This window comes from Bacillus clarus (genome assembly GCF_000746925.1).
GTDB lineage: Bacteria > Bacillota > Bacilli > Bacillales > Bacillaceae_G > Bacillus_A > Bacillus_A clarus.
Genome location: NZ_JMQC01000008.1, coordinates 714,440 through 729,717 on the forward strand (window position 1 = coordinate 714,440; position 15,278 = coordinate 729,717).

The following is a 15,278-nucleotide window of genomic DNA, read 5'->3' on the forward strand; positions in this document are numbered from 1 at the left end:
ACCCCATTTCTTTATAAAATAAAAGAAACCCAAACCTAAAAGTCCGAGTTTCTTCTTTCTTCTCTATCTTGATATTCCGTTGTATATCGATAAGTACCACGCGCTACATCTCTACCTTCTAAGATTACAGGCACTTCAACTACTAAATCACCACTAAGCGTCGGAATTACTCCATTACCGCCAGATGATCCTGACGAATAATTAAACACTTGATTTGCACTACTACTTGTCATAGCTTGTTTACTATTTGACATATTTCCATATACACCACTCATAACAGTTTTTAATCCTGATAACTGGCTCATAGAACTATCCATCATGCGACTCATATCACCCATTAATTGACTCATAGATCCGGTAGTACCAATCATAGTTTTAGCAATACCTTCACCAATATCTCCAAGTGTCTTCTTATTAAGGGGAAGCACCGCTTCTCGTCCCGCTTCTCCTGCGCCTTGCAAGTTTCCGCCATTCATTCCGAATATTGTAGGCTTAGTGAAGATACCACCTTTTGCATACCAATCCACATTTATTCCAGATGGAAACGTGATATCTTGTCCTAAAACTGATTTTGTGCTAGTTTGCAGACTAAAGTGTGGAAGAGGTGGCATTTCTGGTTTTGGAATTTTTAACTTCAAGTCACTAAAGAATCCCTTAATCTTCCCAATAAATTTTTCTATACTGTCAACTGCATCTTTAATTGGATCAACGATAAATCGCTTTGCTGCTTCGAATTTTTCCATTGCAGCATTTTTCACAGAGTCAAATTTATCTTTTGCTGTATTATACATCTCACTGAATTTTTCTTTCGTACTATTATAGGCGTCACGAATCGGATCAATAATATATGTTTTCGTTGCATTCCAAGCTGAGAGAGTAGCAGTTTTTATAGTATCCCAATGCTCTAAAATCCAATCTTTCAAATCACCAAATTGTTGCTTCGCCCAATTATACGCTTGAGTAATTGGATCAATGATGTATTGTTTAATAAGATTCCATGCTGTTAGTGTATAGGATTGTATAGTTTCCCAGTTTTTAAGTATCCAATTTGCTAAATCACTAAGTTTTTCTATCGTTGTATTCCACAATTCTTGAACTGGTTGAATAACATACTGTTTTACCAGATTCCATCCTGCCAGCGTCAAAGATTTAACAAGCTCCCATTGTGTACCTAGCCAGTTAACTAAATCTCCAATTTGTGTACTTACCCAATTGTAAGCTTCTTGAATTGGTTGAATGATATATTGACTTATTGCCGCCCAAGCAATTTGCACTCCAGCTTGAATAAGTAACCAACCTGCTTCTAAAACTGTCGAAATCAATGAAATGATAGGGTCTAAAAAAGTAACAATCGCATTCCAAGTATCTTGCCAAGTTTGCGTTAGCATGCCCCACAATTCGGATGCCGTTGCAACTAAAGACGACCACCAAGAGGAAGCCGTTTCAACAATTCCAGACCATAAACTACTAAAAAATTCGCCTATTGGATCAAAGAAACTATGCATCATTTCTGTGAATGAAGCCCAAGCTCCAGAAAAGAATTCAACAATAGAATTCCATGCATTACTCCACACCTCACCTATACCTGTCCATAAATCACTAAAAAATTGACCAATGGGATCAAAAAACTCATGCATCGTTTCTAAAAATGAAGACCAGGCTTCACTACAGGATTGGGTTATACCATCCCAAAGCCCTACAAAATATTCTTTAATAGAATCCCATATTTCTATTGTCCATTTTTTAATATCGTCCCAGTTTTTGTAAATGGCAACACCTAAAGCGACAACAGCGGCTATAATCACAGCAAAAAGGGCTATCCATCCCGTCATGGCTAACCCTATTGTTGATATAGTGACGACTATAGGAGCTAAGGCCATAAACGCTCCTGTGATTACGCCAATAGCTACTGCAATAGCCGCTAATGTTGCTGCTAATTGAGGATTATTCGAAATCCATTCAGCAAATTTAGAAACAAGATCAGCCACAACTGACAACACAGGTTGGAGAGCAACTTGTAAATCTTGCATAGCTTTTTGGAATTTTACAGCTGGGTTTGCATCCATTTTCTTTATTGATTCATTCAGTTTTTCCTGGTTCTTATTGAAATCAACTGTTTTTTCTTTTGCACCTAGTAAAGTATTAATAATGTTTTGCCCTTGATCTTCGTACATTGTACCGAACAGTTTTACCCCTAATTCGTTACGCTTCGTTTCATTTTCAACCTCGGATAACGCTTGAGCAATATCAGTCATAGCGGCTGAACCTTCTTTACCGCCATTAGCTACAGCTTGCCCCCATTTTTGCAATTGTTCAGCTGAGATATTAGTACCTTCTAGCGTTTCCTTCATAGCCTTATCGACACCTTGACCAAATTCAGCGGCTTTAATACGACCTTCTTTCAGTCCATCTAAGAGATTATCAATATTCCAAGTACCTGTTTCAACGCCAGCTTCCATAATCGCTTGCACTTCTTCAGCATTATACCCAGCGCGAGTTAGTTGCCCACCGTATTCAGCAATAATGTCCAGTTGTTCTGGGGGAAAACCTATTTTTAGCAAGGCATCTGTTAATCCAAGTGCGCCTTCTTGCGTAATACCTAATTCATTTTTGATTTCATTGGTTTCTTGTATTAATTCCGTAAAATCAATACCTTCATAAGATTTAGCAATAACAGCTGCATTTTTTATAAAAGAAGCATTTGCTGCATCACTAATATCTTTATTTAATGCCCATTGTCGCCTTACACCTTCAAGTGCTTCTTCTGCATCTAACCCATATGCTGAAATTCCTCTTACAGCTTCCTCTACTGATTTTTTCGAAGACTCAGGAACATCAAAACTAATATCAATTTTTGTTTTTAATTTAGACATGTCCATGGCTTTTTCAACGGCCGTTGCGATACCACCACCAGCTGCCATACCACCAATGACATTTTCTAATCCTATTTTAAGACCTTCAAATTTTTTCTCTGTTCTATCTGCTTCTTGTTGTAAATCTCTTAAATCATTCCGTACTTGTTGAATTGAATTTCCAGCATCCACAGATCGAAGCGCACGTTGTAATTTTTCAATATCCGCTTCTGCCCCTAACGCTTCTCGTCCGATAATTCCAATCGCTTGTTCTAACTGCCTACTTGTAGCTGTACCACTTTTAATTGCATTTACAAGACGATTACCTAATGCTCCTGCAAAGTCATCCACACTTTTGCCTGTAGCACTAAACAACGTTTCTAATTGTCTTGTTGAACTTGCTACATTTTCTTGTTCAGCTTTCATGTTTCCGAGCTTATTCTTCAGACCATCAAGTGACCCTTGTGTAAATTCAATTTCACGCCTAAACGCGCGGTACTGTTCTTCAGAAATCTTTCCGTTTTGAAATTGTGCTTGAACTTGTTGTTCTGCTGCTTTCAATTTATCTAGCTTTTCAGTTGTATTTTCAATTTGTTGAGTCAATAACTTTTGCTTTTGAGCTAAAGCTTCAACATTACCAGGATCGAATTTCAAAAGACGTTCAACGTCTTTAAGTTCTTTAGTTAAATCATTACTGCGCTTATTAACATCTTTTAAAGCATTTTGAAGCGGCTCAGTATTACCACCAATTTCAATCGTAATCCCTTTAATTCTTCCTGCCATATTCTCACCCCTTTCTTAGAAATTGTTAAAGTCTTTTTGAGTCGCTTTTCTTACTTTGTCTTTTGATGGGTTTTCCATTTCAGCAAATTCAGCAATATAATCAAAGCAATCACCAATAGTCATTTCTTCTAAATCGCCATGTGTTAATTTCGCTTTATAACAAAGAGCAAGGAACGTATCGGTTGTTAATTCTTCATCACCGAAAGCTCCTTGCTCTTCATCATTTTCTGTTATTTTTTTTTTGCTCCCATAGTGACTTGAATCAAATCCATGATTTCTGGCATGATTTCTTCAATAGGGAATTCTTCAAATCCATCTAGCCACACCATAGGGTCGGGAATACTTTGATCAGCCGTTTTAGCGAATAACCAAGTCAAATCATAGATAAGCTCAAAATCCACTTTACTTAAATCGACATTAGACATATCAATAGGTTGTTGTGAACCATCTGGTGAAGTTAATGCATTAATTGCCCCTAACCCCATCATATCCGCAAACAAATTGCGTCTAAATTGCGCTTTATAACGTTTAACTATTGCCGCTGTACTTTTCAATCGAACTTGTTTGCCATCTATAGTAATTGTCTTTTCCATCTAATTACGCCCCCTGTGGTGCTGCTGTTTTTACATACACTTTTTTGTACCAGTCATTGTAAATCGCTTGTGTTGTTTTAGAAGTTGTTTTTGTTTTAACCATTGGTCTGCCGCCAGGTGCTAAAACAATTGGACTAGAAACGAATTTCAGTTCATTTGTGTTCGGTTCAGCAGAATTTGTTTTTGTTTTAGATGCAATTGTTGGACGACTTGCTGCACAGTTATACATAACATGTCGAGTTGCGTTCACATCACCATCAAACTCAAATAATAATGCGAATGGTTTCCCTTTAGCATCAGCCAATTCGTTTAATACGCCATCTGTTTCATCTAACTGTTCCCCTAACGCATCGATAGCGAATTGCTCAGGAATTGTGGCAATATTTAACGTTCCGTCGTAACCTTGGTTATTACTTGCTGCATAATAAAGCATGTCATCCGCATAGAATTCAATTAAATCACCACGTGGTTCAAACGTTAATTCAACCCCACCTGGCATTGGGATTGGTGTACCAAACTTCACTAAAAAATCTTGAACATCATATGGAACATAATGTACATTCTTCAGACCAAACGTAACTTTATTTTCTTTATTCATTTACATCAACCTCGTTTCATAAATTTTTTGATACATTTTTTCAGATTCAATAAAAGCCCCATACGAGTCATAAGTAATTTCATGATCGTCTAGGACTTTTTCAAGTTTGGCTTCTGCAACTAAGTCTTTTTTAATTGTGTAAAGCTCTATATTTAAGTCATTTATCTTGTGATAGACCTTGTTATCAGCCATTAAATTTGCTGATCCGTCCACAAGGAAACAAATATAAGGTGGCGCTGGAACTGGATTACTTGGCGTTGCTGTGAAATGCGAATAAGCCACAGGGTAACCTGTAGCTTCAAGAATTTTTGTTAATTCACCTAATGTCATTGCTGAACCGTCCTTTCGATACGTCTTGGCAATTCATCAATTACATACTCTTCAACTGGGAGAATATGCACTTGTGCTGGTACTCGACCGCCACCGACTTTCGCATGTCCTTTTTCTAAAAGATGTGTTAATTGTCCTTTTGTATTATGAAGAACAACGCCCTTCCCTTCTTTTTTCTTACGCCACCCTTTACGATAATCACCTGTTTTTTTAGGACTACCTTGCTTTAGTTTATCTACAGCGATATCTCCTATTTCATCGATTTCATTTTCCAATTCTTCTTCCACAACATTTGCATATCTTTGTAATTCTCTAGCAATCTCACTCGCAAAATCGTTCATACTAAACATGCTCCTTTGCGATAATAGTCAATGTTTGATATATTTCATCATCATTCATTGGCGGTTCGATGATATCGAAGGTTCTAAGTCGTGTTTTATCCTTCAAAATAATTCGCATTAATTCTGTAATACCTGATGTATAAGGAATTACAAACCGATAAATTCGTGTGGCCTGTGAAACTGAAGCTTCAATATACTCAGAACCTTTTACCGTTTTTATCATCGCCCAAGCTTTTTTTACTTCCTGCCAATCCCCTGTTTCAACTTCTTGATTCAATTCATCTTTTATTACTACAGGTTGTTTAATGATAATTCGATTCCTAAAATCACCTGTATTCAGTGGTTTTTTGTATTGAAAAGGACGCATTTTAATCACCGTCCAGTTTAATTTCTTCTAAAGCTTTTGCAATGCCAAAGCTATTAATTTCAGTTAAAAAATTTTCAGCAAAATACTCTAGTGCATCATTATAAACGTAACGAGAACGCTCAAAAACTATTTCTTTGAACGTCTCGTCTTCATTTATGTTATATGCTCCACAGTCTTTTATTAAAGCTTTATTGGATGCAAAAAGGATACGTCTTAGGTTATCATCTTCATCATCACCTAATCGCATCCTATCTTTAAATTCTTGTAATATTTCATTTGAGATTACTGTTTCCATTCAAATCACCCTTGAGCTGGTGGAGTTGGTGTTTCTTCAATCTTCAATGTATAAACTTGAGATGTATATTTATCTTTTGGCTTACCTGTAGCAAATTGTTTAGCGATATAAACTGTTGCATCTTCTAATGCTAGAGTTTCTTCGAACTTTTTAATAGGTTCTGTGCCGCCCATTGCTGCAACATACTGACCTTTAACAAAGAATAATACTTTTCCTTGAGGTACAAACACCGATTCCGTAAGGATTGGATTAAATGGCAAGCTTGTCACATATGCTCCAGCTGAATTTTGAATTGTCGCGTTTGCTTGAATATCAAAAGTATCAAATGGGTTTGTTACCATGACTACTTTTCCAGCAATATTTTTTGGTCTATCTGCATCTGAACCATCAGCATTTAATTTTTTAGCTAGTAATTTAACTACACCTTTTAGTTCATTGATTGTTTTACGACCTGGTTCAAACGTTAAAGTACCCACTGGCTTTTTATCTGGATATACTCCATTCGTAACACTTCCACTTGGATCTTTTAATAGTCCAATAGGTTCGTTTTTACCTGTACCAGCAACAAATCCACGTTCTAATCCGACTTTCATCGCTTCTGTAATCATTGTACGAACGTATCTTTCAACCCAAACAGGCCCAAGCTTTAGCATGTCATTTGCTAATGGGATAAACGCTGTTAATTTAAGTTGTGAAATACTATCTTTACGGAATGTAGCATTTAGTTGTCCTTTAATACCATCAAATAATGGTCCCCACACTGCTGCACCTTCTGGGTCTCCGTAAATAAATTCTGTTACAGCCCCTAGATTCTCTAAACCAATATGTTGCAAGAAAGGATGATCTTCAACTAAATCATCAAAAATACGTTCTTGAGTTGTTTTAGGTAAAGTTTCAGTAGACTTAAATCCACCTTCTTCTACAACTGCATTAAAGAACTTCATTTCTTCACTTGTTAATACATTAGCGCCACGAGACTGCATAATAGAACGATCTACCATAGATTCATTTACTTGATTTAAGATGTCTGAACGAACATCTGTAGCAAGTGCTTCAATCATGGAATTTAATGCTGCAGATTGCTCTTCTGGTGTACCTTCCTGTGTCGCTTTCGCAAAAGCTAGTTTCTTTTCTTCAAAGTTATTAAATTTAATTACCATCTTTTATTTTCCTCCTAATTTTAAAAAGAGCGTACTCAAATTCTGTTTTGTATTAACAGACTTTTGAATAGGCTCTTTTGGTTTTGGTTCTGTATTAGTTTGTAAATCATTCAGGATTTCATTTTTTAATCCTGATAACGCAGTGTTTAAATCTTCTTTTGTAATGCCTTCTGCTTTCCCCTTATTAAGTGTTCCATTTCTAAAACCATCGATTACTTTCTGTGGAATCATAGAGGAAACGGCACTTGAAGCGGTTATTTTAACTGGATTATCCATAAACATGATTTCATCCACAAAATTATTTTCTAATGCTTGTTGTGGACCCATCCAGGTTTCTTCAGCCATCATATTAAGTAGTTCTTCTTCTGATTTACCACTCTTAATGACATAGGCATTTACGATTGCTCGATCCGTCGTTTTCAGCATCTCAGCCGCCTTTGACATATCACGATGATCTCCACCACTCCACATAGAAGCGTTATGAATCATGATTTGTGCCGTTGGTGAAATTCGAACTTTATCACCAGCCATTGCAATAACAGAAGCCGCGCTTGCAGCCAAACCAACAATTTGAACTTCTACATTACCTGGATAATTTTTTAATGCTGTATAAATCTCTGATCCTTCGTGTACATAACCACCAGGACTATTAATCGATACAATTAAATCATCACCATTGGCATTAGTTAGTTCTTTTGCAACCATTCCTGGACTTGTTGCATCCATTTCAAACCATTCATAAATCCAAGCTTCATCACTAGAAATGATTGGTCCTTTAATATCAAGATTTACCGTCATTTTCTTTCTCACCTCCTTCAGATTCATCTAGTTTCGTATAGTTTTTCGTAATGTGATGGATATTTAAGTTCGGATCATCCGAATCTTCATAATCTACTTCTGATCGAATTTCATTTCCTGTAAATGCACTTGAAGAAATGAGCTTATCAATACTTACTGCAAGGTCAAATATACTTTGATAGGAAACGGCCTTAACCTCAATCTTTTGTCCTGAAAGATATTCACTCATTTCAAAGAATTTAACATTCGCTTCATCAGATAACTTTTTTAATAATGGTTTTACTGTGAAAAGCATGTAATTTTTCGTTTGCTTCTCTACATCAGCCATTTCTCCATATAATAAAGCTGTTGGAATACCGATAGCTATTGCTACTTGATTTAAAAAACCATTCGTTACTTTGTTTATCTCTTCCACACTAGGACCATTAGTGGACCCATTATATACTTCGTCGTACTTTATCCCTTTTTGTTGTGGAACAATAGCTATATCTTTAGTACCAATGGCTTTATACATGTTGTCTATAAACTCTTGTAACTTCGCTATTTGCTCTTCTGTTTTGGCACCAATCATGTCCATATCAACTGTGCCACGAACTTGATTTTTACGCTTTTGAGAGTTTAATATCCTACCAAATAAGTCTCCGTAATCTGCAAATAAACCATCAATAAGCGGAGATAATTTATCATTTCGATACTTTAAATGGATAACTTCGCTTTGCTTAAAACTTCTCTTAAACGTGTAATCTTTTACTATTACATCGGTAAAAGTATCTTCAAACACAGCATATTCATTATGTTGAAATCCATCGGCAATAAGTAAATCACCATCATCTGCTTGTATAACTAAGCATTCATTATCATAAATAAGTTTACGAATAAACCTTTCCCAGAAAGTGCTTGCTGTCATATTCTTATTTGGTCTAACGTTTAAGCGATAATAAAGCTCATTCCTCTCAAATGCCTTACCGTTTCTTACCCTGAATTCAGATTGACTAATCGTCCTTCCTAAGAATGATACGCATGTATCGATTGCTAATCGTTTCATATGAACCCTATTTGCTGTATCAGCAATCAAATCCAGATCGAGCATAAATTCCAGCTCTTTATTTCTTTTAAATACGGAACCTAACCATCCAATGGTCATCACCCCCTTTATTAGAATTTGATATTGCCTATGATGAAGTCCGTTGATTCTTGTATTTCGTCCGCTCGATAAAGAGCATGGACAAAACACTGGAATCCATCGGTTTTTCTACGAACTGGCTCTTTCTTTTCGTATATTTTGTTACCATCACCCTTGATAACAACCAATACATTTTGCGTATACCAGCGCATTAGAGGATTATCATCAAAAATAATTTGTTTATTTGCAAATGCCATTTCAATACGTGGAGCTAGTAAACTATGAATTGCTTTTGGATTTCGTATAACTTCTATTTCAAATCCTTCCGCAACTAATAAAGGCCTTATTGCTTCCATACGGAAATTATCAGCTATAATCTTTTTAATTCCATATTGCTCACGCATTTCTACAAACCAATCAACAATATGTTGAGGATTGATTGTTGGTTCGTCCACAACTGTTAGTAAGCCTTGTTCTTCCCATTCTTTTATTGGAGCAAATTTCTGTTTTTTAAACTCACCAGCTTTTTTAGAATATCCATAATAGATATCAACAAATTCCTTTCGTACAAAGGAATGAGTTTTAAAAATATACTCACCATTTTGTCTAAATAAAAGACCACATGCTGCAAAATCTCGAATACTCGCAAAGTCTAATGCTCCTATACATTCTTGAGCATACAAATTAGGGAATGGACGATTTGTAGCAAGAATTTCTGACCATTTTGCAACGGAACGTTCTAAATTTGTAACCGGTAAGTTCATACGCTTCGTCATGAACTCTTCTCGGTTACTTGGATCATCTTCTAAATCTTCATATTCTTCCTTTATCGTTTCAAGTAAGCCTTCAGCATACTCACTTAACGGCTGAGATAACATTGGATTCGCCATTTCCCAATTATCGATATCATCGACTTCTTTTTCATCGTTTAATTTACAGATGAAAGGAAAAAGAGCATTAGGACGCGCTTCACCATTTAAAACTTTCATTGCCTTTTCTTTTAATTTATCTAAAAATCCATCTCTTACATATCCATCTGTACCAATGTAAAATTCACGTGGATTTTTCTTTTTTCCCAAGCCGCTGATGTGGACGCGGACATCTTTATTGCTTTCATATTGATGGACTTCATCAAACATTACAGCACCATCACGAAGACCATCTTTTGTATCTCCGTTTGATGTCCTAAACTTCACTACACTTCCAGTCGATTTCGAAATGGTTTGTGTTAATGTTGTTTTAAAAGCCCTTTGTAAAACTTCATTTCTTTTAATACATTTATGAATCTCATCTGGGCTTGTTTTTGCTTGCTCTTCACTGTTTGCGACAACGGAAATGTTATATTCGGGAATACCATGTAATTCACTTATTAAAAAGTGAAGAATAACTGTCATTAAACCGTTCTTACCGCCGCCACGCCCTAGCATCCACAAGAATTTCCGATAAAATACGCGGCCATTTTTCTTGTAAAATAAAAAGACGAATGCTATTAAGAATTTCTGAAAAGATTGTAATGGAAAGTACCACTTCTCACCAAAGCGGATACACTTCTCAATCATTTCATCGTCAAAATACAAATCGTCTCTGTTCAAAACATATTTTTCTAGATATTCAATTAACAATTCTCTTTCTTTATTGAACTTTACTTTTCCACTTCGATAAAGTCCAATGTATTCTTCCACATACTTTTGCTTAATCATGTTAGATCACTTTCACTATAACCTGACTTAGGAACGTTAGCTTTAACAACAAATTTTATATCTCTTCCTAACGCAATTAAAGAACTGTTAATTTTATTCCTCTCACTTATAAGAGGGTGGGCTTTAACAAAAACTTGAGAACCATTTTTTACTGTTACGGACTCGCCTTCTTTATTAATAGTTTTATTTATTTTTCTAAATGCTTTGACAAGATCAATGTACCTTTCTACCTTTTCAACTTCGACTAAATCTTCAATATCAATACTGTTCATAAGCTGTTCTTTTAACTTTACGATACTAACAGCCATCTACCCACCCCCCTTACGTGCGTAATTTCGAAAAAAACCTGACAGTTAACCCCCTCCTCCGGTGCCCCTTAGACGAAAAAAGAGTGAAAATAAATAAGGGGGGGTATCATTTCAAGATTACTAATTGAAGTTTTACCTTTGACAATATATCCTGGTAATTATTTTTATATTTAATCGAACTCGCGACACCTTTTGTTATATTATATTTTTTCATAACATCAAACATCTTCATGTGTTCGACCCAGAAATCATAATATATATTGATAACTGTACGACTATCTAACCTTGGGCTTAATCCATTATCAATAGCGTGCCTAGCATTCTCTTTAGGTGTTACCCATTCTAAATTCTCCACATGGTTATTAAGTTTGTTCCCATCTTTATGATTTATCTCTGGTTTGTTTTCTGGATTAGAAATAAAATAAAGCCCAACCAATCGGTGGACTTTGTAATGTCTTTTATTTAGTTTAATTCTCAAGTACTTCCCATCATGCAATTCTAATTTTAATATCCTTTTAGTTCTTCGGTTTCTAATCCTACCATGATTAGATATCTCATAATTATGCCCTTCGATTCGCTTCCATATCTCCAAGATGCTCACCACTTCTCATCATGTTCCCATTTATTCTGTTTCTTTTTGAATGTTCTACCGTGTTCTTTATTATGGCAATCCACACAGATTGTTTCTAGATTATCTATTTCTAATGCAAGTTCTGGATGATGTTCAAGTTCTTTTATATGATGGACAACGAGCTGTATCTTCTTACGCTTTGCACTCTCACTGTATTCATTGGTGTCCACACGAACACGACCGTTACGTTTACATTCTTGACACTCATAGTTGTCACGCTTCTTTACTTGCTCGCGTATACTCTTCCACTCACCACTGTCATAGAACTTACGCTTCTGTTGTTTGGTTTTATATTCATTCATCCGTCTTTACCCAACGTTGCTGATTCTCTCTATCTCTTTCCAGTAATTCTTTTATTGGTGTTTGTTTTATATATTCTAAAGAATAAAGCATATGATTCTGTCCATACAGCTTATAATACTTGAATCGATTAACATCTATCCCAGCCTTCTTGTACGCTTTCTCATGTGGTTTAAGGTATTTGTTATAGGCTTTCTTATCAATAGGTATAAGACTAAGTAGAGTAACCTTGCCGTTTAAAACGTTATCCATCTATCCTCACCCCTCATCAATCTACTTCCTTTGCCTTAATGAATTGAATCATAAGTAGTAAACATAGTGACATTCCTACACAATATCCGACGAAGCAACCTAACCAAAACATTCAATCACTCCTTAATTGCTAACGGTTTAATCAAAACTGTTTCGCTCGAATTTCTTCTCGTGTGACTTTATTAATTTGATTTGCTATTGTTCTACCGTCTAAAACAGTATCGAATTGAATTAATGTTTCACTCTTTCCTTTAAACTTGTCCATAACCTTTTCTAACTTCTCCAATGCAAACACACATTCATTAGCAGCTTCCGTTACTTCTTTAATTCTTTCTAATGCTTCAGTTGTATCAGCATTTACTTGAATTTTTGGTCCCTTATTTTTACTTTGATCAGTTTGCTTCTTAACTGGATTATAAGGTTTAAGTGTTGCTGGTCCACCACACCTAACACAACTCATCCCATCTAAAAAATGCCTAAACATCACTGTACGACACTCATTGTCCATACATTCTAATTGCATTTTCTTTCATCCTTTCACCCTCCTCCAAAATAAAAAGCACCCGAATGGATGCCTTACTATCGTTTTACTTATTGGTTTTCAATTACGGCATGTGAAGTTTTATTCTTCTCTCCGCTAACAACCACGACAGAAAATTTTGCCGGACTTATCAGGCCCCTCTCATTCCATCTACCTAGGATGTTGTTAGCTCAAAGAAGAGCAAAAGCTCCCCTTAATAACGGTATCATTCAATCGCTACCATCTGCTGGTTTCGGATTTTTGATTATGCCGCCAATATGAGGCTGTTTAGAATTCAAGACACAACATTGTGAGTCGTGTTTTCCGCCACTTCTCACAATACAAATATATCACGTTGATTCCAAAACAACCGACACATTTACGGTCAAAAAACGGTCACGACTCGGCCACTTATTTTATTCCCGTTATCCTTATTTATAATAGTCCGATTCCACTTAATTGAACATGGTTACTATTAGGATGTACTTTTTTAACTTCAGCAATGCCTTTAATGTCAGTTACATAAATTGTAGAAAATGTAACCTCCACTTCTTTATCATAGTATGCTGCCGTTATAAGAAAATCTTTTGGTCCTGAATATTCAATGTCTATTGTCCATTTACAATTCTTTTCTCCATGTATCTTAAAATAAGCTTGATCATAATTGATTTCCTCTCCTATCCCTTCTATAAAAAGATTCTTTACACTATATGTCCTCATCTTCTCAACTCCTTTCCTTGCTATTTTAATTCTAACAAACAGCATCAATCTTTTAACACCACTTAGTTACCCATATCTTATATTTTGTGTAACTGCCCCTATCGCCGGAACTATTGATATTCATAGCTTCATAACACTTTCCCTTTTGAGTTACACAACGCATAAAAAATGAGTAATTATAAAAAGCAAAAAATAAAAAGGATGTAGCTAGATTTTAAATTTAATCATAGCTCTATCCATTGCATCTTGGTTGACACCTATGTACCTTAACGTAACTCTTTCGGATGAATGATTAAATATCTCCATAAGTAAGGCTATATTCTTTGTTTGCATATACATGTGATATCCAAATGTCTTACGTAATGTATGTGTACCTATCTCATCTAATCCAAACTCTGATGCCATACTTTTAAGTATCTTATATGCCATGCTGCGTCCAATCGGTTTATTCTTTCCTTCACGACTTTTAATTAAATACTCATTGTCATCTCTTTCTTCAATGTACCAACGTAGTTCTCTTTTTAATGCTGGAGTCAATTGAATACGTTTCTGTTTCCCTGTCTTCTTTTCTCTCATTGAAATATGGCTTCCTTTTAAATCGCTAACTCTTAACTTTAAAATATCACTGATCCGTAAACCTGTATTAATCCCCATTACAAACAAAATATAATTACGCTCATTGTTTTCCTTCAGATATTCTTTAATCTGTTGTATTTGCTCTGGATCACGTATCGGCTGAACGAAATTCATTGGTCATCCCCTCCATAATGCTCCTCTACCTCATATACTTCTAATCTAAGAGCAAAAGCAAGTTTATAAAAAGCATTAGATTTATTTCGTCTATATGTACGTTCACTCATGCCAATCTCGCTATAAACCATATAATCAAATACTTCCTCATTTTCCAAATAACGCTTTACAATTATGTCTCTTTGATTCTTACTGAAACGACTTAGTGCTTTGTCAATTTGAAAAGATAAACGTTGTAATCTTGCTTCTCTCTCACTCAGTTTCACGTTAGCTAAAGCGACATCTTCAGCTGGCTTTCCTACTATATTTGTTGGACCATGATATCGAACTTCATCAGAAGCTGTAACCTTCATCTCATTTCTAATCATCCCAAACTGTCTATAAATACGAACATTTTCAAGAACTTCTTCTAATCGTGCTTGTGTTGCTTTACGGTCAATTTTTGGTAAGAATGTTAATTGCGTCATATACAATCACTCCTTGTCTATTTTATTAATATAAATAAAAAAGCGGACACCAAACCATAGAGCAATATTGCTAATGCTCTTCAAGGTTTGATGTCCGCTGGTTCTTCCAGTAGGACTAAATGTGTAATTGCTATTATTATAACATGTACTTATATTTTGATAAATTTTCACCAAAAGATTATTTTGTTTAAATTTCAATAAAACACTTCTTAAATTTCATATCATTGGAAATAACTATATAATGAAACTGATTAAATATTAGGAGTGCTATAAATGTCTGACATAATCCGTCTCTTTATTGTCATGCTCATTACAATTTATTTATTTTTCTCCGTAATAATGGAGTTTAAAAAACCACAAAAAAGTATGTTCTGGTTCTCAATTGAAGTC

The 15,278-nt window shown here is 35.4% G+C and carries 19 protein-coding genes; all 19 read right to left on the reverse strand.

Annotated elements, in window-relative coordinates:
* Nucleotides 1-35: 35 nt before the first annotated feature.
* The 19 genes from DJ93_RS04325 to DJ93_RS04415 all read right to left on the reverse strand — a co-directional run bounded on the left by DJ93_RS04325 (nucleotide 36) and on the right by DJ93_RS04415 (nucleotide 14,888).
* Entirely contained in the window at nucleotides 36-3,635 is a 3,600-nt protein-coding gene (locus DJ93_RS04325; protein WP_042979346.1) for a phage tail tape measure protein, read from the reverse strand.
* 230 nt (nucleotides 3,636-3,865) lie between these two features.
* Nucleotides 3,866-4,228, reverse strand: a complete 363-nt coding sequence (locus DJ93_RS04330; protein WP_042979347.1) for a hypothetical protein — start codon at nucleotides 4,226-4,228, stop codon at nucleotides 3,866-3,868.
* A 4-nt stretch (nucleotides 4,229-4,232) separates the two neighbouring features.
* Nucleotides 4,233-4,826: a major tail protein gene (locus DJ93_RS04335; protein ID WP_042979348.1), complete on the reverse strand. Its 594-nt coding sequence runs from the start codon at nucleotides 4,824-4,826 to the stop codon at nucleotides 4,233-4,235.
* The gene (locus tag DJ93_RS04340) at nucleotides 4,827-5,156 is read right to left on the reverse strand and encodes a hypothetical protein (protein ID WP_042979349.1); all 330 of its coding nucleotides are present in this window, start codon (nucleotides 5,154-5,156) and stop codon (nucleotides 4,827-4,829) included.
* Complete coding sequence (locus DJ93_RS04345; protein ID WP_042979350.1) at nucleotides 5,153-5,497, reverse strand: HK97 gp10 family phage protein; 345 nt, start codon at nucleotides 5,495-5,497, stop codon at nucleotides 5,153-5,155. Before DJ93_RS04345 ends, DJ93_RS04340 begins: the two co-directional genes overlap by 4 nt.
* 1 nt (nucleotide 5,498) lies before the next feature.
* A complete protein-coding gene (locus tag DJ93_RS04350) occupies nucleotides 5,499-5,864 on the reverse strand; it encodes a phage head closure protein (RefSeq protein ID WP_042979351.1) in 366 nt (121 codons plus the stop codon).
* Between the two features lies 1 nt (nucleotide 5,865).
* On the reverse strand, nucleotides 5,866-6,159 hold the full coding sequence (locus DJ93_RS04355) for a hypothetical protein (RefSeq protein WP_042979352.1): 294 nt from the start codon (nucleotides 6,157-6,159) through the stop codon (nucleotides 5,866-5,868).
* Between the two features lie 5 nt (nucleotides 6,160-6,164).
* The gene (locus tag DJ93_RS04360) at nucleotides 6,165-7,319 is read right to left on the reverse strand and encodes a phage major capsid protein (protein WP_042979353.1); all 1,155 of its coding nucleotides are present in this window, start codon (nucleotides 7,317-7,319) and stop codon (nucleotides 6,165-6,167) included.
* Between the two features lie 3 nt (nucleotides 7,320-7,322).
* Nucleotides 7,323-8,117, reverse strand: coding sequence for a head maturation protease, ClpP-related (locus DJ93_RS04365; protein WP_042979354.1), 795 nt, complete (start codon nucleotides 8,115-8,117; stop codon nucleotides 7,323-7,325).
* Nucleotides 8,101-9,261 carry a phage portal protein gene (locus tag DJ93_RS04370; RefSeq protein ID WP_420911784.1) on the reverse strand — a complete coding sequence of 387 codons (1,161 nt, stop codon included), beginning with the start codon at nucleotides 9,259-9,261 and terminating at the stop codon, nucleotides 8,101-8,103. Before DJ93_RS04370 ends, DJ93_RS04365 begins: the two co-directional genes overlap by 17 nt.
* An 11-nt stretch (nucleotides 9,262-9,272) precedes the next feature.
* Nucleotides 9,273-10,940: a terminase TerL endonuclease subunit gene (locus tag DJ93_RS04375; RefSeq protein ID WP_042979356.1), complete on the reverse strand. Its 1,668-nt coding sequence runs from the start codon at nucleotides 10,938-10,940 to the stop codon at nucleotides 9,273-9,275.
* Entirely contained in the window at nucleotides 10,937-11,248 is a 312-nt protein-coding gene (locus DJ93_RS04380; protein ID WP_042979357.1) for a P27 family phage terminase small subunit, read from the reverse strand. The genes DJ93_RS04375 and DJ93_RS04380 overlap by 4 nt, the downstream gene beginning before the upstream one ends.
* 106 nt (nucleotides 11,249-11,354) lie before the next feature.
* A complete protein-coding gene (locus tag DJ93_RS04385; protein WP_241484266.1) occupies nucleotides 11,355-11,849 on the reverse strand; it encodes an HNH endonuclease in 495 nt (164 codons plus the stop codon).
* Entirely contained in the window at nucleotides 11,846-12,181 is a 336-nt protein-coding gene (locus tag DJ93_RS04390) for an HNH endonuclease (protein WP_042979359.1), read from the reverse strand. Before DJ93_RS04390 ends, DJ93_RS04385 begins: the two co-directional genes overlap by 4 nt.
* Nucleotides 12,174-12,431 (reverse strand): hypothetical protein, encoded by a 258-nt coding sequence (locus DJ93_RS04395; RefSeq protein ID WP_042979360.1) that lies wholly within the window; start codon nucleotides 12,429-12,431, stop codon nucleotides 12,174-12,176. Before DJ93_RS04395 ends, DJ93_RS04390 begins: the two co-directional genes overlap by 8 nt.
* A gap of 142 nt (nucleotides 12,432-12,573) precedes the next feature.
* Nucleotides 12,574-12,954: a hypothetical protein gene (locus DJ93_RS04400; protein ID WP_241484268.1), complete on the reverse strand. Its 381-nt coding sequence runs from the start codon at nucleotides 12,952-12,954 to the stop codon at nucleotides 12,574-12,576.
* A gap of 432 nt (nucleotides 12,955-13,386) precedes the next feature.
* Entirely contained in the window at nucleotides 13,387-13,671 is a 285-nt protein-coding gene (locus DJ93_RS04405) for a hypothetical protein (protein WP_042979361.1), read from the reverse strand.
* A gap of 207 nt (nucleotides 13,672-13,878) precedes the next feature.
* The gene (locus DJ93_RS04410) at nucleotides 13,879-14,421 is read right to left on the reverse strand and encodes a site-specific integrase (RefSeq protein ID WP_042979362.1); all 543 of its coding nucleotides are present in this window, start codon (nucleotides 14,419-14,421) and stop codon (nucleotides 13,879-13,881) included.
* A complete protein-coding gene (locus DJ93_RS04415) occupies nucleotides 14,418-14,888 on the reverse strand; it encodes an ArpU family phage packaging/lysis transcriptional regulator (protein ID WP_042979363.1) in 471 nt (156 codons plus the stop codon). Before DJ93_RS04415 ends, DJ93_RS04410 begins: the two co-directional genes overlap by 4 nt.
* Between the last annotated feature and the right edge of the window lie 390 nt (nucleotides 14,889-15,278).

Coding starts and splice junctions, on each gene's coding strand:
- DJ93_RS04330 (WP_042979347.1), bottom strand. CDS start 4,228: ATGGAAAAGACAATTACTATAGATGGCAAACAAGTTCGATTGAAAAGT.
- DJ93_RS04350 (WP_042979351.1), bottom strand. CDS start 5,864: ATGCGTCCTTTTCAATACAAAAAACCACTGAATACAGGTGATTTTAGG.
- DJ93_RS04395 (WP_042979360.1), bottom strand. CDS start 12,431: ATGGATAACGTTTTAAACGGCAAGGTTACTCTACTTAGTCTTATACCT.
- DJ93_RS04375 (WP_042979356.1), bottom strand. CDS start 10,940: ATGATTAAGCAAAAGTATGTGGAAGAATACATTGGACTTTATCGAAGT.
- DJ93_RS04355 (WP_042979352.1), bottom strand. CDS start 6,159: ATGGAAACAGTAATCTCAAATGAAATATTACAAGAATTTAAAGATAGG.
- DJ93_RS04390 (WP_042979359.1), bottom strand. CDS start 12,181: ATGAATGAATATAAAACCAAACAACAGAAGCGTAAGTTCTATGACAGT.
- DJ93_RS04345 (WP_042979350.1), bottom strand. CDS start 5,497: ATGAACGATTTTGCGAGTGAGATTGCTAGAGAATTACAAAGATATGCA.
- DJ93_RS04360 (WP_042979353.1), bottom strand. CDS start 7,319: ATGGTAATTAAATTTAATAACTTTGAAGAAAAGAAACTAGCTTTTGCG.
- DJ93_RS04410 (WP_042979362.1), bottom strand. CDS start 14,421: ATGAATTTCGTTCAGCCGATACGTGATCCAGAGCAAATACAACAGATT.
- DJ93_RS04365 (WP_042979354.1), bottom strand. CDS start 8,117: ATGACGGTAAATCTTGATATTAAAGGACCAATCATTTCTAGTGATGAA.
- DJ93_RS04415 (WP_042979363.1), bottom strand. CDS start 14,888: ATGACGCAATTAACATTCTTACCAAAAATTGACCGTAAAGCAACACAA.
- DJ93_RS04370 (WP_420911784.1), bottom strand. CDS start 9,261: ATGACCATTGGATGGTTAGGTTCCGTATTTAAAAGAAATAAAGAGCTG.
- DJ93_RS04405 (WP_042979361.1), bottom strand. CDS start 13,671: ATGAGGACATATAGTGTAAAGAATCTTTTTATAGAAGGGATAGGAGAG.
- DJ93_RS04380 (WP_042979357.1), bottom strand. CDS start 11,248: ATGGCTGTTAGTATCGTAAAGTTAAAAGAACAGCTTATGAACAGTATT.
- DJ93_RS04400 (WP_241484268.1), bottom strand. CDS start 12,954: ATGCAATTAGAATGTATGGACAATGAGTGTCGTACAGTGATGTTTAGG.
- DJ93_RS04335 (WP_042979348.1), bottom strand. CDS start 4,826: ATGAATAAAGAAAATAAAGTTACGTTTGGTCTGAAGAATGTACATTAT.
- DJ93_RS04340 (WP_042979349.1), bottom strand. CDS start 5,156: ATGACATTAGGTGAATTAACAAAAATTCTTGAAGCTACAGGTTACCCT.
- DJ93_RS04325 (WP_042979346.1), bottom strand. CDS start 3,635: ATGGCAGGAAGAATTAAAGGGATTACGATTGAAATTGGTGGTAATACT.